The sequence below is a fragment of the Microbacterium sp. GbtcB4 genome (genome assembly GCF_019091465.1).
GTDB lineage: Bacteria > Actinomycetota > Actinomycetes > Actinomycetales > Microbacteriaceae > Microbacterium > Microbacterium paraoxydans.
Genome location: NZ_JAGXJJ010000009.1, coordinates 94,133 through 113,571 on the forward strand (window position 1 = coordinate 94,133; position 19,439 = coordinate 113,571).

General features: G+C 69.6%; 19 protein-coding genes. 13 read left to right on the plus strand and 6 right to left on the minus strand.

The window, feature by feature from the left end; translation table 11 throughout:
• Window positions 1-5: 5 nt before the first annotated feature.
• Window positions 6-1,355, minus strand: coding sequence for a deoxyribodipyrimidine photo-lyase (locus KVS71_RS14705; protein ID WP_060923171.1), 1,350 nt, complete (start codon window positions 1,353-1,355; stop codon window positions 6-8).
• On the minus strand, window positions 1,352-1,729 hold the full coding sequence (locus tag KVS71_RS14710) for a hypothetical protein (protein ID WP_060923166.1): 378 nt from the start codon (window positions 1,727-1,729) through the stop codon (window positions 1,352-1,354). Before KVS71_RS14710 ends, KVS71_RS14705 begins: the two co-directional genes overlap by 4 nt.
• A gap of 50 nt (window positions 1,730-1,779) precedes the next feature.
• On the opposite strand from KVS71_RS14710, the gene KVS71_RS14715 reads away from it, so the two are divergent.
• The 3 genes from KVS71_RS14715 to KVS71_RS14725 all read left to right on the plus strand — a co-directional run bounded on the left by KVS71_RS14715 (window position 1,780) and on the right by KVS71_RS14725 (window position 4,764).
• Window positions 1,780-2,139, plus strand: coding sequence for a YnfA family protein (locus KVS71_RS14715; protein WP_060923165.1), 360 nt, complete (start codon window positions 1,780-1,782; stop codon window positions 2,137-2,139).
• Between the two features lie 121 nt (window positions 2,140-2,260).
• Entirely contained in the window at window positions 2,261-4,213 is a 1,953-nt protein-coding gene (thrS, locus tag KVS71_RS14720; protein WP_231919695.1) for a threonine--tRNA ligase, read from the plus strand.
• The gene (locus KVS71_RS14725; protein WP_025103533.1) at window positions 4,210-4,764 is read left to right on the plus strand and encodes an HIT domain-containing protein; all 555 of its coding nucleotides are present in this window, start codon (window positions 4,210-4,212) and stop codon (window positions 4,762-4,764) included. Before thrS ends, KVS71_RS14725 begins: the two co-directional genes overlap by 4 nt.
• A 113-nt stretch (window positions 4,765-4,877) precedes the next feature.
• On the opposite strand, the gene pdxY is transcribed toward KVS71_RS14725, so the two are convergent.
• Together pdxY and KVS71_RS14735 are read right to left on the minus strand one after the other, a co-directional pair.
• Complete coding sequence (pdxY, locus tag KVS71_RS14730; RefSeq protein WP_060922279.1) at window positions 4,878-5,729, minus strand: pyridoxal kinase PdxY; 852 nt, start codon at window positions 5,727-5,729, stop codon at window positions 4,878-4,880.
• A gap of 46 nt (window positions 5,730-5,775) precedes the next feature.
• Window positions 5,776-7,083 (minus strand): aminotransferase class I/II-fold pyridoxal phosphate-dependent enzyme, encoded by a 1,308-nt coding sequence (locus KVS71_RS14735; protein WP_217584900.1) that lies wholly within the window; start codon window positions 7,081-7,083, stop codon window positions 5,776-5,778.
• Window positions 7,084-7,172: 89 nt separating this feature from the next.
• On the opposite strand from KVS71_RS14735, the gene pdxS reads away from it, so the two are divergent.
• The 10 genes from pdxS (at window position 7,173) to KVS71_RS14785 (ending at window position 17,423) form a co-directional block, all read left to right on the plus strand.
• The gene (pdxS, locus tag KVS71_RS14740; protein ID WP_025103530.1) at window positions 7,173-8,066 is read left to right on the plus strand and encodes a pyridoxal 5'-phosphate synthase lyase subunit PdxS; all 894 of its coding nucleotides are present in this window, start codon (window positions 7,173-7,175) and stop codon (window positions 8,064-8,066) included.
• Entirely contained in the window at window positions 8,056-8,646 is a 591-nt protein-coding gene (gene pdxT / locus KVS71_RS14745; RefSeq protein WP_217584901.1) for a pyridoxal 5'-phosphate synthase glutaminase subunit PdxT, read from the plus strand. Before pdxS ends, pdxT begins: the two co-directional genes overlap by 11 nt.
• 170 nt (window positions 8,647-8,816) lie before the next feature.
• On the plus strand, window positions 8,817-9,578 hold the full coding sequence (locus tag KVS71_RS14750; RefSeq protein ID WP_060922277.1) for a YebC/PmpR family DNA-binding transcriptional regulator: 762 nt from the start codon (window positions 8,817-8,819) through the stop codon (window positions 9,576-9,578).
• Window positions 9,579-9,623: 45 nt separating this feature from the next.
• Window positions 9,624-10,208 carry a crossover junction endodeoxyribonuclease RuvC gene (ruvC, locus tag KVS71_RS14755; protein WP_060922276.1) on the plus strand — a complete coding sequence of 195 codons (585 nt, stop codon included), beginning with the start codon at window positions 9,624-9,626 and terminating at the stop codon, window positions 10,206-10,208.
• Window positions 10,209-10,217: 9 nt separating this feature from the next.
• Complete coding sequence (gene ruvA, locus KVS71_RS14760) at window positions 10,218-10,838, plus strand: Holliday junction branch migration protein RuvA (RefSeq protein ID WP_217584902.1); 621 nt, start codon at window positions 10,218-10,220, stop codon at window positions 10,836-10,838.
• Window positions 10,831-11,856 carry a Holliday junction branch migration DNA helicase RuvB gene (ruvB, locus tag KVS71_RS14765; protein WP_060922274.1) on the plus strand — a complete coding sequence of 342 codons (1,026 nt, stop codon included), beginning with the start codon at window positions 10,831-10,833 and terminating at the stop codon, window positions 11,854-11,856. The genes ruvA and ruvB overlap by 8 nt, the downstream gene beginning before the upstream one ends.
• A 78-nt stretch (window positions 11,857-11,934) precedes the next feature.
• Entirely contained in the window at window positions 11,935-12,330 is a 396-nt protein-coding gene (gene yajC / locus KVS71_RS14770; RefSeq protein WP_060922273.1) for a preprotein translocase subunit YajC, read from the plus strand.
• 55 nt (window positions 12,331-12,385) lie between these two features.
• A complete protein-coding gene (gene secD, locus KVS71_RS14775; protein WP_060922272.1) occupies window positions 12,386-14,116 on the plus strand; it encodes a protein translocase subunit SecD in 1,731 nt (576 codons plus the stop codon).
• Window positions 14,116-15,105: a protein translocase subunit SecF gene (secF, locus tag KVS71_RS14780; RefSeq protein ID WP_060922271.1), complete on the plus strand. Its 990-nt coding sequence runs from the start codon at window positions 14,116-14,118 to the stop codon at window positions 15,103-15,105. Before secD ends, secF begins: the two co-directional genes overlap by 1 nt.
• A gap of 65 nt (window positions 15,106-15,170) precedes the next feature.
• Complete coding sequence (locus tag KVS71_RS14785) at window positions 15,171-17,423, plus strand: bifunctional (p)ppGpp synthetase/guanosine-3',5'-bis(diphosphate) 3'-pyrophosphohydrolase (RefSeq protein WP_060922270.1); 2,253 nt, start codon at window positions 15,171-15,173, stop codon at window positions 17,421-17,423.
• On the opposite strand, the gene KVS71_RS14790 is transcribed toward KVS71_RS14785, so the two are convergent.
• Together KVS71_RS14790 and KVS71_RS14795 are read right to left on the minus strand one after the other, a co-directional pair.
• Window positions 17,410-17,958 (minus strand): hypothetical protein, encoded by a 549-nt coding sequence (locus KVS71_RS14790; RefSeq protein WP_060922269.1) that lies wholly within the window; start codon window positions 17,956-17,958, stop codon window positions 17,410-17,412. The genes KVS71_RS14785 and KVS71_RS14790 overlap by 14 nt on opposite strands.
• Window positions 17,959-18,017: 59 nt before the next feature.
• Window positions 18,018-19,370, minus strand: coding sequence for a DUF349 domain-containing protein (locus KVS71_RS14795; RefSeq protein ID WP_368874935.1), 1,353 nt, complete (start codon window positions 19,368-19,370; stop codon window positions 18,018-18,020).
• Window positions 19,371-19,439 lie beyond the last annotated feature (69 nt).

The following is a 19,439-nucleotide window of genomic DNA, read 5'->3' on the forward strand; positions in this document are numbered from 1 at the left end:
AGGCGTCAGCTCCGCGGTGCGCCGGAGCGCTTCACGACGTCGTAGGCCGCGAGCGCTGCCTTCCGAGTCTCACCGAGGTCGACGATCGGCTCGGCGGGGGCGCCCGCAGCCCAGCGGCCGATGTACTGCCCCTCGCCGTCGAACTTCTTGGCCTGCAGCTCCGGGTTGAACACACGGAAGTACGGGGCGGCGTCGGCACCGGAGCCCGCGACCCACTGCCAGTTGAACGGATTGCTCGCGTCGTCGGCGTCCACCAGCGTGTCCCAGAACCACTCCTCGCCGAGCCGCCAGTCGATGAGGAGGTTCTTGACGAGGAACGATGCCGTGACCATCCGCACCCGGTTGTGCATGTACCCCGTGTGCCAGAGCTCGCGCATGCCCGCGTCGACGAGGGGGACTCCGGTCTCGCCGTGCTGCCAGAGCTCCAGCCGCGCGGGGTCCAGGGGAGGCCACGGGAAGGCGTCGAACTCGCGCCGCAGGTTCTTCGTCGCGAGATCCGGGAAGTGGAACAGCGTGTGCCAGGCGAACTCGCGCCAGCCGAGTTCCGAGAGGAATCCGCCGGCCCCGTCGACCTCGATCGCCTCGTGCCACACGGTGAACGGACTGAGCTCGCCCCAGCGCAGACGCGGGGACAACCGGGAGGTGGCACCGGCAGCCGGCGCGTCGCGAGCGTGGTCGTACGTGCGGAGGTCTTCGGCGAGGAAGTGCCGCAATCGGCGGCGCGCGGCGGGCTCGCCGGGCTCCCAGGTATCGCGCAGACCGCCCGCCCAGTCCGGGTCGGTGGGCAGGAGCCTCCAGTCGTCCAGCGCGTCGGAGCGGAGCCGCCTGCCGTCGCCGCGGAGCTCTCGAGGCTCAGGGAGCGGGGCGCGCGGGGCCGGGAGGGCCAGGCAGGCCCGCCAGAACGGCGTGAAGACCGAGTAGTGCGTGCCGCTCCCGGTGGTCACCGTCCACGGCTCGTGCAGAAGCGACGCCGCGAAAGACGCCACCTGGAGACCGTCGTCGCGCAGCGCCGCCTTCAGCCCCGCGTCGATCTCGCGCCCGGCCGCCCCGTAGCGGCGGTTCCAGAAGATCGCTCCGGCGCCCGACTCCACAACCAGCTCCCGCACGATCCGGTCGGCGGGCCCGCACCGCAGCACCAGCGTCGCCCCCTTCTCCTGCAGCCGCTCGGCGAGCGAGGCCAGCGAATGGTGCAGCCACCAGCGCGCCGCGCCGCCCAGCGGACGGATGCCGGGGGACTCCTCGTCGAGGACGAAGAGCGCGATGATCGGTTCGTCGCGCTCGACGGCGGCACGCAGCGCGGGGTTGTCGGTCAGGCGGAGATCGTCGCGGAACCAGACGATCGAAGGCGAGGTCATCGGGTCGCCCACAGGGCCCAGGCGATCAGCAGAGGTTGCAGGAACAGGCGGCCGAACCGCCGTCGGTCCGTATCGAGTCCCGGCGTCGATCGCCCGGTGCGCCACTGGTGCCAGTTGCCGGGGAAGACCGCGGCGAAGAACCCCGCTGTCGCCCACCCCATCTTCCGTCTTTCTCGCGGCAGTGCCACCAGCCCCGCGGCGAGCGCGACCTCGGCCGCACCCGACGCCAGGACGATCGTGTCCTTGTCCATCCGGGTCAGGTGGGTCGCCCAGTCGGGCACGACGACCCGGAACCCACGGGTCTGGGTGAAGTGCAGCACGCCCATCGCCCCGAGGGCGAGCGCGAGGAGCCAGCGGGCGATCGTCCGTGTCATGCGCCCACGCTACCGTCCCCGTCGGACGCCGCGGCTGTCACACTGAGGCGATGACCGTGCTGCGCATCGCCGTCCTCTTCCTCCTCGCCGCCGTCGCCGAGATCGGCGGTGCCTGGCTCATCTGGCAGGCGGTGAAGGAAGACCGCGGGTGGTTGTTCGCGGTCCTCGGGGTCATGGCGCTCGGTGCGTACGGGTTCATCGCCGCCCTGCAGCCGGATGCGAACTTCGGCCGCGTCCTTGCTGCGTACGGCGGGATCTTCATCGCCGGATCCCTCGCCTGGGGCGTCATCGTCGACGGATTCCGCCCCACCTCGTGGGACGTCATCGGCTCCGTGGTGGCGCTGGCCGGGGCGGCGATCATCATCTTCGCGCCGGTGGCCGCGGATCCGCTGTCGGAGACCGCCGCGTGACGGTCGGCGACCCGCGAGCGGACGAGTAGCCTAGATCCAGACCCAGATGGAGTGATCAGTGCCTGAAAACGCCCAGCCGACAGACGGCTTCGCCCTGTTCTCTGACCGAAACGTCGTCGCCATGCGCGTCGGCGGCGTCCTCAAGGACCTCGCTGCGACGGTCACCGAGACCGACGACGTCGAGCCCGTCACGATCGACAGCCCCGACGGCCTGAACATCCTGCGTCACTCGACCGCGCACGTCCTCGCCCAGGCGGTGCAGCGGATCAACCCGCAGGCGAACCTCGGCATCGGTCCGCCCATCACCGACGGCTTCTACTACGACTTCGGCGTCGACACCCCGTTCACGCCGGAGGACATCAAGGCGATCTCCAAGGAGATGCAGCGCATCGTCCGCGAGGGCCAGCGCTTCGTCCGTCGTGTCGTGACGGACGAGGAGGCTCGCGCGGAGCTGGCGGACGAGCCGTTCAAGCTCGAGCTCATCGGGCTCAAGGGCCCTTCGACAGGCTCAGGGACCCAGGGTGCTGCCGAGATCGCGGAGGGGGCCTCCGTCGAGGTGGGCGAGGGCGAGCTCACGATCTACGACAACACCACCCGCGACGGCGAGGTCGTCTGGAAAGACCTCTGCCGCGGTCCGCACCTGCCCAACACGCGCATGATCGGCAACGGCTGGGACCTCACCCGCATCGCCGCCGCGTACTGGCGGGGGAGTGAGAAGAACCCGCAGCTCCAGCGCATCTACGGCACCGCATGGCCGACGAAGGACGAGCTCCGTGCCTACCAGGAGCGCATCGCCGAGGCCGAGCGCCGCGACCACCGCAAGCTCGGCGCCGAGATGGACCTGTTCTCCTTCCCGGACGAGATCGGCTCGGGACTGGCGGTGTTCCACCCCAAGGGCGGCATCATCCGCTACGAGATCGAGGAGAACCTGCGCAAGCACCTGCTGCGCAACGGCTACGACCTCGTCAACAGCCCGCACATCACGAAGAAGGATCTCTTCATGACGTCGGGGCACCTGCAGACCTACGCGGACGGCATGTTCCCCCCGATGCACCTCGACGAGGTCGTCGACGACGAGGGCAACGTCACCCGCCAGGGCCAGGACTACTACCTGAAGCCGATGAACTGCCCGTTCCACAACCTCATCTTCCGTTCGCGCGGGCGCTCCTACCGGGAGCTGCCGCTGCGTCTGGCCGAGTTCGGCACGGTCTATCGCTACGAGAAGAGCGGAACGCTGTCGGGGCTCACCCGCGTGCGCGGCCTGACCCAGGACGACGCGCACATCTACGTCGCCCAGGACCAGGTCAAGGAGGAGCTCACCACCAACCTGAACCTCGTGCTCGACCTGCTCCGCGACTACGGCCTCAACGACTTCTACCTCGAGCTCTCGACGAACGAGGAGGGCAACCCGAAGTTCCTGGGCGAGCCCGAGCAGTGGTCGACGGCGATCGACACGCTGCGCGAGGTCGCGATCGAGTCCGGTCTCGAGCTCGTGGCCGACCCGGGCGGCGCCGCCTTCTACGGCCCGAAGATCTCGGTGCAGGCCCGCGACGCCATCGGCCGCACCTGGCAGATGTCGACCATCCAGCTCGACTTCAACCAGCCCGACCGCTTCGAGCTGGAGTACACCGGTCCTGACGGGCAGAAGCACCGCCCCGTGATGATCCACCGGGCGCTCCTCGGCTCCGTCGAGCGCTTCTTCGCGATCCTGCTCGAGCACTACGCCGGCGACTTCCCGCTCTGGCTCGCGCCCAGCCAGGTGGTGGGTGTGCCGGTGGCCGAGCAGTACGGCGACTACCTGGACGACGTCATCGCGCAGCTGCGCGCGGCGGGCGTGCGGGCCGACGTCGATCACTCCGACGACCGCATGCAGAAGAAGATCCGGAATCACACCACCGCGAAGGTCCCGCTGATCCTCATCGTGGGGGAGCAGGATCGCGCCGCGGGCACCGTGTCGTTCCGCTTCCGCGACGGCACGCAGGAGAACGGCGTGCCGGTCGCCGACGCCGTGCGCCGGATCAGCGCCGCCATCGCGTCGCACGCGCTGGTGTTGAAGGCGGGAGACCTCGCATGACGGGCGGTGAGGCGGACCTCGAGGACGCCTCCCGTCTCGTCGGGGTGCCCGACGAGTTCCAGCGGCTGTGGACCCCGCATCGGATGGCGTACATCCAGGCCGGGCCGGAACCGCTGCGCGAGGAATGCCCGTTCTGCGAGGCGCCGAAGTACCCGGACGCCGAGCGGCTCATCGTGGCGCGCGGGGAGACCGCGTACGTGCTGCTGAACCTCTTCCCGTACAACTCGGGGCATCTGCTCGTGTGCCCGTACCGGCACATCGCCACCTACGACCAGGCGACGCCCGAGGAGGTCGCGGAGATCGGCGCGCTCACGCAGACCGCGATGCGCGTGCTCCGCGAGGTCTCCGGCTGCGACGGCTTCAACCTCGGGATGAACCAGGGCGCGGTGGCCGGAGCGGGCGTGGACGCGCATCTGCACCAGCACGTGGTGCCGCGGTGGCGCTCGGATGCGAACTTCTTCCCGATCATCGCCAAGACGAAGGCGCTCCCGCAGCTCCTCGGTGAGGTGCGGGAGGCCGTCGCGGAGGCCTGGCCCGCCGCCGATCGCTGAGCCGTCGCGGCGGCGCCGGAGTGGGTCGCTGAGCCGCCTCTGGGTCGCTGAGCCTGTCGAAGCGTCGTGACCCGGCCCTTCGACAGGCTCAGGGACCCGCCGTCGGGGAGGAGTCAGCGCACCTGGCGGGCGGTGAACTGCATCCGCGGGTTCGCGTAGAACTCCTGCGCCTCGACGAGCTGCAGCTCGCGCTCGCCCGAGTCGAGCGTGGCCTGCAGCAGGTCGTAGACGCTGGAGGCGGTGCGCTCCAGAGCGATCTGCGCGCTGCCGGTCGCGACGTAGTGCGCGGTGAACAGCGCGGCCGTCACGTCGCCGGAGCCGTTGGCCTTCATCGGCAGGTGCGGGGTCTGCACGAGCCAGGCGCCTGCGTCGTCGACGGCGAGCATCTCGATCGTGCCCTCTTCGCGGTCGGGCCGCTCGACGCTCGTGACGAGCACCGTGCGCGGCCCCATCGCCCGCGCGAGGTCGACCGACGCGAGGGTGGACTCGAGCGTGTCGGGCTCGGTCTCGGTGAGGAAGCCGAGCTCGAACTGGTTCGGCGTGATGATGTCGGCCACGGGAACCACGCGTTCGCGGAGCAGGATCGGGATGGCCGGAGCCACGAAGCAGCCGGACTTGGCATTGCCCATGACCGGGTCGCACGCGTACAGCGCATCGGGGTTGGCCGCCTTCACCCGGGAGACCGCGTCGATGATGACGTCGCCGATGCCTTCGCTGCCCTGATAGCCGCTGAGCACGGCATCGATGGAACCGAACACGCCGCGTTCCTCGATGCCGGTGATGACCTCGCCGACGTCGGCCGGGTCGATCAGCGGGCCGCGCCAGGCGCCGTAGCCGGTGTGGTTCGAGAACGTCACGGTATAGACCGGCAGCACCTCGACGCCGATGCGCTGCAGCGGGAAGACGGCGGCGGAGTTGCCGACGTGACCGTACGCGACGGCGGACTGGATGGACAGGATCTTCATACCCGGTCCCTTTCATTCTGGGCGGGGCGGTCCCCGCGTCGGGTGATCATCGTCCGGCGGCGACGAGGTCGGCGATGAGGGTCTCCGTGTCGTCCTCGGCGAGGTCGTGCACGGTGAGTCGGAGGTGATGCGAGGGCTCGGCGCGCTCGTCGAGCGCGAAGTCGTCACCGGTGCGCGCGAGCCAGCCGCGCCGCATGAGGTGGTCGGCGACCGTGCGCGCGGGCTTCTCGAATCCGACCCACAGGCTCAGGCCGTCCGGATCGGGCGCGTCGATGCCCGCGGCGCGCAGGCGTCCCGCGAACGCGGCGTTCCGCGCGGCGTAGTGCCGGCCCGCCTCCGCGATCTCCTCGCGGACGTCGGGGTCGGTGAGCTGGGCGAGCGTGAGGCGCTGCAGCAGGTGGCTCACCCACGTGGTGCCGGGGCTGAGCCGCATCGCCAGGCGCTCTGCGGTTTCCGGGTCGGTCGCCGCGAGCGCCAGGCACATGTCAGGCCCGAGGAACTTCGACACCGAGCGCACCAGGGCGAACCGCTGGTGGCCGGGGCCGATCAGCGATTCGTAGGGACGCTGGGAGAGGAGAGAGAAGTGGTCGTCCTCGATGACGAGCACATACGGGTGGTCGGCGAGCACGCCGCGCAGCGCCTCCGCGCGGGCGGGGGAGAGGCTCACCCCCGTCGGATTCTGCGCGCGCGGGGTGCAGATCACGGCGCGGACGCCCGCGTCCAGAGCGGCGCGGAGACCGTCGACCGTCATGCCCTCGCTGTCCACCGGGACTGTGATGGCGCGATACCCGCCGAGCCGCACGGTGTGGATGCTCGCGAGGAAGCAGGGGTCCTCGAGTGCCACGGCGTCGTCACGCATGAGCGCCTGCGCGAGCAGGCGTTCGACGGCATCCACCGCACCGCTGGTCACGGTGACCCGGAAGTCGTGACCGGGGAGGTCGGCACCCATCCATTCCCGCGCCCACGCTTCGAGACCGCGGTCGATCACCGGCTCCCCGTAGAGCACGGGACGACGACCGATCGTGCCGAGCGCCTGCGACGGGTCGGGGATGCGGGCCGGGTCAGGGTTGCCGGTGCCGATGTCGCGGAGCACGGTGTCCGGTGCGTAGCCCTCCTGCGGCACGACGTCGACCCCGGCGACGACCGTGCCCGCGCGCCCTCGCGAATGCACGAGTCCCGCCTGCGCGAGCTGGCGGTAGGCGGCGACCGCCGTGTTGCGGTTGACCCCGAGGGTCGCCGCGAGCTCGCGCACGGGAGGAAGGACCTCGCCGGGCCGGAGCGTGCCGCGGTCCCGGAGGGCGCGCACGCTGTCCGCGATCTCCGCCGCGGTGGTTCCCCTGATCTGCTCGCTCATGATCCTCCTCCGAGATTCTAGGTGGATCGGACAGTGCTACCTTTGATCTAGATCAAAACCGATTTCGGATCATCCGACAGGAGCCCCCCATGACCGAGCAGCCCACCACCGGATCCGCACGCGTGAAGCGCGGTCTCGCCGAGATGCTCAAGGGCGGCGTCATCATGGACGTCGTCACCGCCGAGCAGGCGAAGATCGCCGAGGACGCCGGTGCCGTCGCCGTGATGGCGCTGGAGCGGGTCCCCGCGGACATCCGCGCGCAGGGCGGTGTCTCCCGGATGAGCGACCCCGACATGATCGACAGCATCATCGACGCGGTCTCCATCCCCGTCATGGCGAAGGCGCGGATCGGCCACTTCGTCGAGGCGCAGGTGCTGCAGGAACTCGGCGTCGACTACATCGACGAGTCCGAGGTGCTCTCGCCCGCCGACTACGTGAACCACATCGACAAGTTCGGCTTCACCGTGCCGTTCGTCTGCGGCGCCACGAACCTGGGGGAGGCGCTCCGCCGCATCAACGAGGGCGCTGCGATGATCCGCTCCAAGGGTGAGGCCGGCACGGGGGACGTCTCCGAGGCCATGAAGCACATCCGGAAGATCCGGGGAGAGATCGCCGCGCTGACCGCGCTGCCGAAGGATGAGCTGTTCGTCGCCGCGAAGGAGCTGCAGGCACCGTACGAGCTCGTCGCGGAGATCGCCGAGACCGGGAAGCTCCCCGTGGTGCTCTTCGTCGCCGGAGGCGTCGCGACCCCGGCCGATGCGGCGATGATGATGCAGCTCGGCGCCGACGGCGTGTTCGTCGGCTCCGGCATCTTCAAGTCCGGAAACCCGGCCGAGCGCGCGAAGGCCATCGTCAAGGCCACCACGTTCTTCGACGACCCGAAGGTGATCGCCGAGGTGTCCCGCGGGCTGGGCGAGGCTATGGTCGGCATCAACGTGAGCGACCTGCCTGCGCCGCACCGCCTCGCCGAGCGTGGCTGGTAGCCCGCGCGTCGGCGTCCTCGCCCTGCAGGGCGATGTGCGGGAGCACGCCGCGCTCCTGGAAGTGCTCGGCGCCGACGTCACCCTGGTCCGTAGGGCCGAGGAGCTCGCGCGCGTCGACGGTCTCGTGCTCCCCGGCGGCGAATCGACCGTGATCGACAAGCTGTCCCGACTGTTCGGGCTGCAGCAGCCGATCCGCGAGGCGATCGCCGACGGGATGCCGATGCTCGGCACCTGCGCGGGGCTGATCCTGCTGGCCGACGAGGTCGTCGACGCGATCGAAGGACAGCAGAGTTTCGGCGGACTCGATGCCGTCGTGCGGCGCAACGCGTTCGGGCGTCAGGCCGAATCGTTCGAGGCCGAGCTGACCGTGCCCGCGTTCGACGAGCCGGTGACGGCGGCCTTCATCCGCGGACCCGTCGTGGAGGCGGTCGGGCCGAGGGCCTCGGTGCTCGCGACGCTGCCGGACGGCCGCGTGGTCGCAGTGGAGCAGGACGGGCTGCTCGGGCTCAGCTTCCACCCGGAGATCACGAACGAGACGCGGTTCCACCGGCGCTTCCTCGACCGGGTCGCCCGCCGCTGACGGTGTCGTGGGTTCAGGCATCGGCGCGAGTTCAGGCGCGTGCGCACGCAGGTGCCTGAACTCGCGCGAACGCCTGCGCGAGGGGGACGACAGCGGTGCCGCGGCACGGTTCGATAGACTGGACGACGCCCTGGGCGGCGTTCCGGGGCGCAGACGACGAGCGGAGACTTATGTCCGGGCATTCCAAGTGGGCCACGACCAAGCACAAGAAGGCCGTCATCGACGCGCGCCGTGCGAAGTCCTGGGCCAAGCTCATCAAGAACATCGAGGTCGCGGCCAAGCTGGGCGGCGCCGACCTGCAGGGCAACCCGACGCTCTTCGACGCGGTGCTCAAGGCGAAGAAGACCTCGGTCCCCAAGGACAACATCGACCGCGCCATCAAGCGCGGCGCCGGCATCGGCGGTGAGGCCGTCGAATACACCTCGATCATGTACGAAGGCTACGGTCCCAACGGCGTCGCCCTCATGATCGAGTGTCTGACCGACAACAAGAACCGTGCAGCGGCCGAGGTACGCACCGCGCTCAGCCGCAACGGCGGCACCCTCGCCGATCCGGGCAGCGTCGCGTACAACTTCAGCCGCAAAGGCGTCATCGTCGTCGGTTCCGAGGGCACGACCGAGGACGACGTCATGATGGCGGCGCTGGAGGCCGGCGCCGAGGAGATCGAACCGCACGCCGAGGGCTTCGAGGTCATCACCGAGGCGAGCGACCTGGTGGCCGTCCGCTCCGCCCTGCAGGACGCCGGGATCGAGTACGAGTCGGCCGACGTCGAGTTCGTGCCGAACCTCAAGGTCGAGATCGACGCGGAGACCGCCCGCAAGGTGTTCCGCCTCATCGATGCGCTCGAGGACAGCGAGGATGTGCAGAACGTCTTCAGCAACTTCGATCTGTCGGCCGAGGTCCAGGCAGAGCTCGAGAACGACGACGCGTAGGCGCGGCGCGAGCCGGCGACGCGGCGCGCGGCCTAGCCTGGTCAGGTGACCACTTCGTTGCGCGTGCTCGGCATCGACCCCGGACTGACCCGGTGCGGTGTCGGCATCGTCGACGTCGATCGCGCTCGTCGCGGCACGCTCGTCCACGTCGGAGTCATCCGCTCCGCCCCGGATGCGGAGATCGGCGACCGGCTCGCGATCGTCGCCGCGGGGATCCGCGCGGCGATCGCCGAGCACCGGCCCGATGCCGTCGCGGTCGAGCGGGTGTTCGCGCAGCAGAACACGCACACCGTGATGGGCACGGCGCAGGCGAGCGGGGTCGCCCTCCTGATCGCGGCCGAGGCCGGCCTGCCGGCGGCGACCCACACGCCCAGCGAGGTGAAGGCCGCGGTGACCGGGTACGGCTCCGCCGACAAGCGTCAGGTCCAGGCTATGATCGCGCGGATCCTCCGGCTGGACGCGCCTCCGCAGCCCGCGGACGCGGCGGACGCCCTGGCGATCGCGCTGTGTCACGCTTGGCGCCGCGGCGCTCCGTCGACGAGTCGCACGGGTGGCGGCCTGACTCCCGCGCAGCGCGCGTGGGCCGACGCGGAGCGTGTCGCTCGAACATATCTACGAGCCGGCTCCTAGACTGACAGGATGATCTCCTCTCTGCACGGCACCGTGCTGCACACGACGCCGGACCAGGTCATCATTGACGTCGGGGGCGTGGGCTTCGCGGTCGCCGTCCCCGCCGATGTCGCCCACACCGCAACGGTGGGGGAGAAGCTCCTCTTGCACACGAGCCTCATCGTGCGCGAGGACTCGCTCTCGCTGTTCGGCTTCGCCGACCGCGGCGAGTTGGAGATCTTCTCCCTGCTGCTCAGCGTCACCGGCGTCGGCCCGAAGTCTGCGCTCGGGGTGCTGTCGCACCTCACCGCGGACCAGATCGCGGAGGCCGTGACCGCAGAGGACGATGCACCGTTCCGCCGGGTCTCCGGCATCGGACCGAAGACCGCGAAGCTCATCGTCGTGCAGCTCGCCGGCAAGGTCCAGGCCGTGGCTGCCCCGTCGACGCCCGCCGGGTCGGGAGGGGACGGTGTCGTGGCCCAGGTGACGGTGGCTCTGGTCGGCCTCGGCTGGTCCGAGAAGGTCGCCGCCGAGGCGGCGACCCAGACGGCGACGGACGCCACGGATGCCGAGCGGGCCTCTGTGGCCCTGCTGCTGCGGCGCACGCTCGCGCTGCTCGGCCCGGCGCAGGCAGGCCAGAGTCGTGGCTGACGCCCTCGATCCGACCGAGCCGACCGACGAGTCCGAGCTCGCCATCGAGGGCGCTCTCCGGCCGTCGAGCCTCGGCGAGTTCGTGGGACAGCAGAAGGTACGTGGACAGCTGCAGCTGCTCCTGGAGGCGGCCCGCATCCAGTCCCGCCCCGCGGACCACATCCTGCTCGCGGGGCCCCCGGGACTCGGCAAGACCACACTGGCCATGATCGTCGCGCACGAGAGCGACCGTCCGCTGCGCATGTCCAGCGGTCCGGCCATCCAGCACGCCGGCGACCTCGCGGCGCTGCTGTCGAGTCTCGTGCCCGGCGAGGTCCTCTTCATCGACGAGATCCACCGCATGGCCCGGTCGGCGGAGGAGATGCTGTACCTCGCCATGGAGGACTACCGGATCGACATCATGGTCGGGAAGGGCGCGGGGGCCACCAGCATTCCGTTGGAGCTGTCCCCGTTCACGCTCGTCGGCGCCACCACGCGCTCCGGACTGCTGCCGAACCCGCTCCGCGACCGCTTCGGCTTCACCGGTCACCTCGAGTTCTACGACGAGGGCGAGCTGGAGCAGGTCATCGGGCGGTCCGCCTCGGTACTCGGTGTCGACCTCCCGACCGACTCGCTCTCCGAGATCGCGCGACGCTCCCGCGGGACCCCGCGCATCGCCAATCGCCTGCTGCGCCGGGTGCGCGACTATGCGCTCGTGCACGGCGGAGGCGAGGCGACCCTCGGGGGCGTGCGGGCGGCGCTCGACCTCTACGACGTGGACGCGATCGGCCTGGACCGTCTGGACCGCGCGGTGCTGGACGCCCTGGTCCGTCGGTTCCGCGGCGGGCCCGTCGGCCTCAGCACACTGGCGGTCGCGGTGGGGGAGGAACCGGAGACCGTGGAGAGCGTGGTCGAGCCCTACCTCGTGCGGATCGGCTTCCTCGGTCGCACCCCTCGCGGGCGGGTCGCGACGCCGGAGGCGTATGCCCACCTCGGCGTGGCGCACCCGGACGGGATGCTGAAGTTGGATGACCTATAATCGCTGAAGACTTCCCCGATACCGCTGTGCGCCCAAAGGCTGGTGCGTGCACCTGAGAAAGGCGCCATCCCCATGCCCATGGAATTTGTCCTCTTCGGACTCCTCGCCGTCCTGCTGATCTTCATGATCTTCAACACGCGCAAGCGCACCCGGCAGATGAAGGCCGAGCAGGAGGAGAAGGCGACCAAGACGGTTCCCGGCGCCAAGGTCCTGCTGCAGGGCGGCATCTACGGCACCATCGTCGCGTACGACGCCGAAGACCTCGACTCCCCGGCCCTGGTGGAGATCGCTCCCGGTACCGTCATCGAGGTGCACAGCCAGGCGATCCTCCGCGTCGTGGAGCCCAAGGACGCCATCGTCGACGCGCCCGTCGACGCCGCGGACGACCACGTCGTCGACGAGACCGCCGCTCCCGCGCTGGAGACGCCGGAGGAGACCCGTGCCCGCCTCGAGCGGGACGCCGACGACAAGTAAGACGAGGGCCGTCGCGGCCTCCCGGATCACCGTCCTTCCAGAAAGCTGAACACACGTGGCTTCATCCTCTCCTGTCCGTCACGCCTGGCGGGTCCTCCTCGGCCTGCTCCTCGTGACGGGCGTGCTCTTCGGCATCAACGCGCTGGGTGTGTACGTCTTCAAGCAGAGTTCGTGGACACCTGAGCTCGCGCTCGATCTGCAGGGCGGCACCCAGATCGTCCTGAGCGCGGAGACGGAGGACGGCGCGGCACCGACACAGGAGCAGCTCGACCAGGCCGCGGCGATCATCCGTCAGCGCGTCGACGCCTCCGGTGTGGCCGAGGCCGACATCACGACCGAGGGTGGACGCAACATCGTCGTCCAGATCCCCGGTGAGGCGGACGAGCAGACGCGGCAGCGGATCCAGTCCAGCGCCCAGCTCGAGTTCCGTCCGGTGCTCTACACCACGGCCGCGAGCACGGAGTTCGTCGGAGAGGACGGCAACTCCACCCCGTACCCGAGCCCTGACCCCTCGCTGAACGCCGAGCCCACGGCCGAGCCCACCGACGCCAGCGACCTGTCGTGGGTCACCGACAAGCTCGCGGCGGAGTTCCAGGCGTACGACTGCGCCAACCCGTCCAACGACCCGTCAAAGGCGCCGAAGGACGAGCCGGTGATCGCCTGCTCGCCCGACGACACCGCCAAGTTCATCCTCGGCCCGGCGGAGCTCGACGGCCGTGCGATCACCGACGCGACGGCGGGACGCGACCCGCGCTCCGGCGCCTGGATCGTGCAGCTCACCATGAACGGCGAGGGCGCGGACGCCTTCGGTCAGGTGAGCACCCGGCTCAACCAGAACCGCATCGACGGGCTGTCGCCGCGCGACCAGTTCGCCTTCGTGCTCGACGGCGAGGTCATCAGCGCGCCGCGAATGAACGGCGTCATCCTCGACGGCCGCCCCAGCATCTCCGGCAGCTTCACGCAGGAGAGCGCGACGACCCTGGCCGACCAGCTGAAGTTCGGAGCCCTTCCGCTCAGCTTCGAGGTGCAGAGCTCGGACACGATCTCCGCGACCCTCGGCACCCAGCAGCTCCAGATCGGCCTCATCGCGGGCCTCATCGGCCTCGCGCTCGTGGCGGTGTACTCGCTGCTGTCCTACCGGGCGCTCGGGACGGTGATCATCGCGTCGATCGCGGTGATGGCAGTGCTGACCTACATCGTCATCTGCATCCTGGCGTGGCGGATCGGCTTCCGCCTGTCGCTCGCCGGCGTCGCCGGCCTGATCGTGTCGATCGGCTTCACCGCCGACTCCTTCATCGTCTACTTCGAGCGCATCCGCGATGAGCTGCGCGACGGCAAGTCGATCACCGGTGCCGTCGAGGACGGCTGGGGTCGGGCCAAGCGGACGATCTACATCTCCAAGTCCATCAACGTCCTGGCCGCCGTGGTGCTGTACATCCTCGCCGACTCGACGGTGAAGGGCTTCGCGTTCACGCTCGGCCTCACCACCGTGATCGACGTGCTGATCTTCGTGATCTTCACCCACCCGGTGATGCAGCTGCTCGCTCGTACGCGGTTCTTCGGTGGCGGGCACAAGCTCTCCGGTCTGGATCCGGAGGCCCTGGGCGCCGTGTACCGGAGCCGCTCGCAGTACCGCGAGGTCGCCACGGCGTCCGCGGGGCGCGGAGCGAAGAACGCGCGTTCGCGCGGAGAGGCGGATCGCCGGCAGACCATCGCCGAGCGCAAGCGGGCGGAGGCCCTCGCCGCCGAGAGACAGACCACGGCCGGAAGTGAGGGAGACAACTGATGCCTTCCATGAATGAGTTCGGCAACAACCTCTACACGGGCAAGACGTCCTTCCCGTTCGTCGGGCGCCGTCGTCTCTGGTTCATCATCGCGATCGCTCTGGTCGTCGGCTCGGCCCTCGTGCCGCTGTTCCGCCCGATCCAGTTCTCGATCGAGTTCACCGGCGGTTCGCAGTTCACCGTCGCTGCGCCCGACACCACGGATCAGGACACCGCGACCGAAGCGGTGCAGTCCGTCGTCCCCGGTGCCGCGACCAAGGTCGTCATCGTCAACGACCAGGATGTCCGGGTGCAGACCGACCAGATGACCGCGGGCGAGACGCAGCAGGTGGCGCGCGCCCTCGCGGATGCCTACGGCGTCGAACCGGACGCCGTCGCCTCCTCGTACATCGGTCCGGCCTGGGGCGAGAGCGTGACCCGGCAGTCCCTGTGGGGCCTGGCGATCTTCCTCGCGCTGACCTTCCTCATCCTCGCCATCTACTTCCGTACGTGGAAGATGTCGGCGGCCGCGATCATCGGCCTGCTCGACGTGCTCGTGATCACGGTCGGCGTGTACGCCCTGGCCGGATTCGAGATCTCGCCCGCGGCCGTCATCGGCTTCCTCACGATCCTCGCGTACTCCCTGTACGACACCACCGTCGTGTTCGACAAGATCAGGGAGAACACCACGGAGGACGGGGAGAAGACGTCGCGGCTGTTCGGGGAATCGGTCAACCTCGCGGTGAACCAGACCCTCATCCGCTCGATCAACACCTCCGTGGTGGCCGCGCTGCCGGTCGGTGCGATCCTCTTCATCGGCGCCTTCTGGCTCGGTGCGGAGACGCTGACCGACATCTCGCTGTCGATCTTCGTGGGCATCCTCGTGGCGACCTACTCGACCCTGTTCGTGGCCGCGCCGCTGTACTCGCTCTTCCGCGAGAACGAGCCGCAGATCAAGGAGCGCGACGCCCGTATCCGCGCTGCGCGAGCCAAAGCGGCTGTCGAAGCCTGACGCCCCCGTTGCGGGGCCGACCCCCGCTCAGCGCGCGTAGGATTGTCTGATTCGGAGGTGAGTGGATGGCGGAGCCGCAGACGGCATCGCAGGGTTCGAGTCTGCGACGGCTGGTGCCCCGCATCTTCTCGCGTGCGTCCCGGATCAACGATCTCGACAACCTGATCCGCACCGTCAGGGCGAACCACCCCAAGGGCGACTTCGCCGTCATCTCCCGCGCCTATGCCGTGGCCAAGGAGAAGCACGAGGGGCAGAAGCGGCAGAGCGGCGAGCCGTACATCACGCATCCGCTCGCCGTCGCCCAGATCCTCGCGGAGCTGGGGCTCGGCCCGCGGGCGATCGCGGCCGCCCTGCTGCACGACACGGTCGAGGACACGGGCTATGCCCTCACCGACCTCACCGCCGAGTTCGGCGATGAGGTCGCGATGCTCGTCGACGGCGTGACAAAGCTCGACAAGGTCAAGTACGGCGAGAGCGCCCAGGCCGAGACCGTCAGGAAGATGATCGTCGCGATGTCGAAGGACATCCGCGTGCTGCTCATCAAGCTCGCCGACCGGCTGCACAACGCCCGCACCTGGGGCTTCGTCCCGCCGGAGAAGGCCGCGAAGAAGGCCAAGGAGACGCTCGAGATCTACGCGCCGCTGGCCAACCGCCTCGGTATCCAGGCGATCAAGTCGGAGCTCGAAGACCTCTCCTTCGCCGTCCTGCACCCGAAGATCTACAACGAGATCCACAGCCTCATCGCCCAGCGCACCCCGCAGCGGGAGAAGTACCTGAGCCAGGTCATCGAGGAGATCGACGAAGACCTCCGCGACCTGCGCATCCGCGGCAAGGTCGTCGGCCGGCCCAAGCAGCTGTACTCGGTGTACCAGAAGATGGTCATCCGCGGCCGCGAGTTCGACGACATCTACGACCTGATCGGGATCCGTGTCCTCGTCTCCTCCGTGCGCGACTGCTACGCCGTGCTCGGGGCCATCCACGCCCGCTGGACGCCGCTGCCCGGCCGGTTCAAGGACTACATCGCCACCCCGAAGTTCAACCTCTACCAGTCGCTGCACACGACCGTGATCGGCCCGGCCGGACGCACGGTCGAGATCCAGATCCGCACGCACGAGATGCATCACCAGGCGGAGTACGGCGTCGCCGCGCATTGGATGTACAAGGAGCGGATGAACGGCGGCGGCAAGGCCGAGGTCCGCGCCTCCGACACCGACATGGCGTGGCTCGCACACATCTCCGACTGGCAGGCCGAGACCGCGGACCCCGGCGAGTTCCTCGACTCCCTCCGGTTCGAGATCGGCGCCAAGGAGGTCTACGTCTTCACGCCGAAGGGGCGGGTGATCGGTCTCCCGGCCGGTGCCACCCCGGTCGACTTCGCCTATGCCGTGCACACCGAGATCGGGCACCGCACCATGGGCGCCAAGGTCAACGGACGCCTGGTGCCGCTGGAGTCCGAGCTGAAGAGCGGCGACGTCGTCGAGGTCTTCACGTCCAAGAACCCGGATGCGGGACCCAGCCAGGACTGGCTCGGCTTCGTCAAGAGCACGCGCGCCAGGAACAAGATCCGCGGCTGGTTCACCAAGGAGCGCCGCGAAGAGGCCATCGAGCAGGGCAAGGAGGCCATCGCGCGCGCGATGCGCCGGCAGAACCTGCCGCTGCAGCGTCTGATGAGCCAGGACTCGTTCACCGAGGTCGCCCACCAGATGCACTACGAGGACGTCTCGGGTCTCTACGCCGCCGTCGGCGAGGGGCACGTCTCGACGCAGTCGGTGCTCGAGAAGGTCACCGCGCTCGTCGCCACCGACGAGCCCACGACCGGCGCGATCGACCTCCCGGGAAGCATCCAGACCCGCGAGTCCCGGGGCGGCGATTCCGGTGTGCTCGTGCGCGGCGCGAACGACATCCTGGTGAAGCTGGCGAAGTGCTGCACGCCCGTCCCCGGCGATCCGATCGTCGGGTTCGTCACGCGGGGGAGCGGCGTCTCCGTGCACCGGGCGGACTGCGTGAACGTGAAGGCCCTCAGCGGCGAGCAGGATCGGTTCGTCGAGGTCTCCTGGGCACCGACGACGAAGAGCGTCTTCCGGGTGCAGATCCAGGTCGAGGCCCTCGATCGTTCCGGCCTCCTCTCGGACGTCACGCGGGTGCTCAGCGAGCATCACGTGAACATCCTCTCGGCGACCGTGTCGACGACCGACGAGCGCCTGGCGTTGAGTCGCTTCGTGTTCGAGATGGGCGACGCGGTGCATCTCGACCGGGTCCTGAACGCGGTGCGCCGGATCGACGCGGTCTACGACGTCTACCGCGTCACCTCCTCCTGAGGAGCCTCTCCAGCGCGGCGAGGCCGCTGACGCTCCCGGGAACCCGGTGCGCTCCCTTGAGGGCCCGGATCGCACCCTCGAGAGCCGTGGGGTGGGCAGGGGCGAGCGCCTGCATCCAGGACAGCACACGCGGATCGCGGTGGAGCGTCGTGGCGAGATCGCACATCGTGCGGACGGGAGACGTCACGAAGATCCCGCCGAGGCGGCGCACGTCTTTCTCCGGGACCATCGTGTCGTGGAAGGACACGCGGGTGTGCACCCGCGGGCGCACACGACGTTCCACACAGCGACGCACGTGATGGATCGACGGCGGGGCATCGCCCGCCCCGTGTATCCAGGCGGCGCTCGGCCCGCACGCGGCGGCACCTTCCTGGACCAGGGCGGCGATGCTGCTCGCACGGACATCGGCGGATTCGGGAAGATCAGCGGGGATGTAGGCGTCGCCGACCTCGATGACATGTCCGTCGAGGCGGGCGGCGCTGAGTTCACAGACGCTGAGTCGCGCGCCGGGCAGATACAGCAGAGCGGGGTGCATCCCGCCAGTGTGGCGGCCTGCACCCCGCTCGTGCGGAGATCGGTGGATCTGTGGAGAGCTCAGCCACCCAGGGCGTTGAGCCAGGCGCGACGGGCCTCGAGGGCGTCCGCGGCCTCCTTGGCGGCCTTGCTGTCGCCGGAGGCCTCGGCGGCTGCGAGCTCCGCCTCCAGCTTCTCGATCGCCTCGTGGAGCTGCGAGCTCATGTCGTTCGCCCGCGCCTTGGTCTCCGGGTTGTTCTTCTTCCAGTCGACGTCCTCGCGGGCCTTGAGTGCCTGCTCGATGACGCGGAGCTTGTCGTCGAGCGCACGCTCCTTGTCGCGCGGGAAGATGCGGCCGACCTTGTCCCACTCGCGCTGGATGCGCGTGAGCAGGGCGCGGGCGCGCTTGATGTTCGGCTCGTCGGCGACAGCCTTGGCCTGCTCGAGCAGCGCCTGGCGGGCTTCGATCTTCGGAGCGGAGTCGGCTTCTTCCGCTGCGGCCTGCTCGGCACGAGCGGCGTAGAGAGCGTCGCCGGCGGCCTTGAAACGTGCCCAGAGGGCGTCGTCGGCCTTGCGTCCGGCGCGACCGGCCGTCTTCCACTCGTCGAGGAGCGATCGGTAAGCGGGGATGCCGTCGACACCGCGCGGGGCCAGGGCCTCGGCGCGCTCGACCAGTCGCGACTTCGCATCACGCGCCGCCTTGTGCGCATCGTCGAGCTCGGAGTAGAACGCCCGGCGGTGCTTGTCGACGACGGCCCTCGCGTCGCGGAACCGCTTCCAGAGCTGCTGCGAGACGCCCTTCGACAGGCGCGGACCGTTCTGCTGCTGGGCCTGCCAGGACTCGAAGAGCTCGTTGAGCTCGGCGGTGACCTGCTTCCACTGCACCTTGCTGAGGTCGCGGGCGGCGATGGCCTCGGCACGCTCGACGAGGGCGGTGCGCTCGGCGACGGCCTGCTCGACGAGCTCCTTCGCCTGCTGCGCCTCCTGGGCGGTGGCCTCGGACAGCGACGCGGTCAGCGCGGTGAGACGATCGCGGAGACCGGCGAGGTCGCCGACGGCCGCGGCATCCGTGGCCTCGTCGATGAGGTGCGCGGCCTGCTTGGACAGGTCGCTCGCGGAGGCACCGCCGGCCTGGTGGCGCTGCTCCAGGGCGACGACCTTGAACGCGATGTCGTCGTACTTGCGGACGTAGTAGGCGAGAGCCTCGTCGGGGGTCCCGTCCGGGTACTGGCCGACGACGCGCCAGGACTCGCCTTCGCGCACCTCGACGGTGCCATCTTCGGAGACGCGGCCCCATTCGCCGGCGGACGAGACCGGAGTCGGCTTCGCTGCGGCCGGTGTGACGGCGGCCGGAGTCGGCGTCTTCCGCGGCATCGGCACGGCGGGCGGGGTGGGAACGGGCGGGGTCGGCTTCGCGGGCTCGTTGGCAGACACGGTGATTCTCCTTGCGCGGTCAGGCCGCGGGAGGCGGAAAGGACGAGGCTCAGCCTAGTACGCACTCTC

Excerpts from the sequence above, each read along its gene's own strand:
- KVS71_RS14790 (WP_060922269.1), bottom strand. The coding sequence starts at position 17,958 with ATGCACCCCGCTCTGCTGTATCTGCCCGGCGCGCGACTCAGCGTCTGT.
- KVS71_RS14735 (WP_217584900.1), bottom strand. The coding sequence starts at position 7,083 with ATGAGCGAGCAGATCAGGGGAACCACCGCGGCGGAGATCGCGGACAGC.
- thrS (WP_231919695.1), top strand. The coding sequence starts at position 2,261 with ATGCGCGTCGGCGGCGTCCTCAAGGACCTCGCTGCGACGGTCACCGAG.
- KVS71_RS14725 (WP_025103533.1), top strand. The coding sequence starts at position 4,210 with ATGACGGGCGGTGAGGCGGACCTCGAGGACGCCTCCCGTCTCGTCGGG.
- KVS71_RS14785 (WP_060922270.1), top strand. The coding sequence starts at position 15,171 with ATGGCGGAGCCGCAGACGGCATCGCAGGGTTCGAGTCTGCGACGGCTG.
- ruvA (WP_217584902.1), top strand. The coding sequence starts at position 10,218 with ATGATCTCCTCTCTGCACGGCACCGTGCTGCACACGACGCCGGACCAG.
- KVS71_RS14750 (WP_060922277.1), top strand. The coding sequence starts at position 8,817 with ATGTCCGGGCATTCCAAGTGGGCCACGACCAAGCACAAGAAGGCCGTC.
- pdxY (WP_060922279.1), bottom strand. The coding sequence starts at position 5,729 with ATGAAGATCCTGTCCATCCAGTCCGCCGTCGCGTACGGTCACGTCGGC.
- KVS71_RS14710 (WP_060923166.1), bottom strand. The coding sequence starts at position 1,729 with ATGACACGGACGATCGCCCGCTGGCTCCTCGCGCTCGCCCTCGGGGCG.
- yajC (WP_060922273.1), top strand. The coding sequence starts at position 11,935 with ATGGAATTTGTCCTCTTCGGACTCCTCGCCGTCCTGCTGATCTTCATG.
- KVS71_RS14705 (WP_060923171.1), bottom strand. The coding sequence starts at position 1,355 with ATGACCTCGCCTTCGATCGTCTGGTTCCGCGACGATCTCCGCCTGACC.
- pdxS (WP_025103530.1), top strand. The coding sequence starts at position 7,173 with ATGACCGAGCAGCCCACCACCGGATCCGCACGCGTGAAGCGCGGTCTC.
- secF (WP_060922271.1), top strand. The coding sequence starts at position 14,116 with ATGCCTTCCATGAATGAGTTCGGCAACAACCTCTACACGGGCAAGACG.
- KVS71_RS14715 (WP_060923165.1), top strand. The coding sequence starts at position 1,780 with ATGACCGTGCTGCGCATCGCCGTCCTCTTCCTCCTCGCCGCCGTCGCC.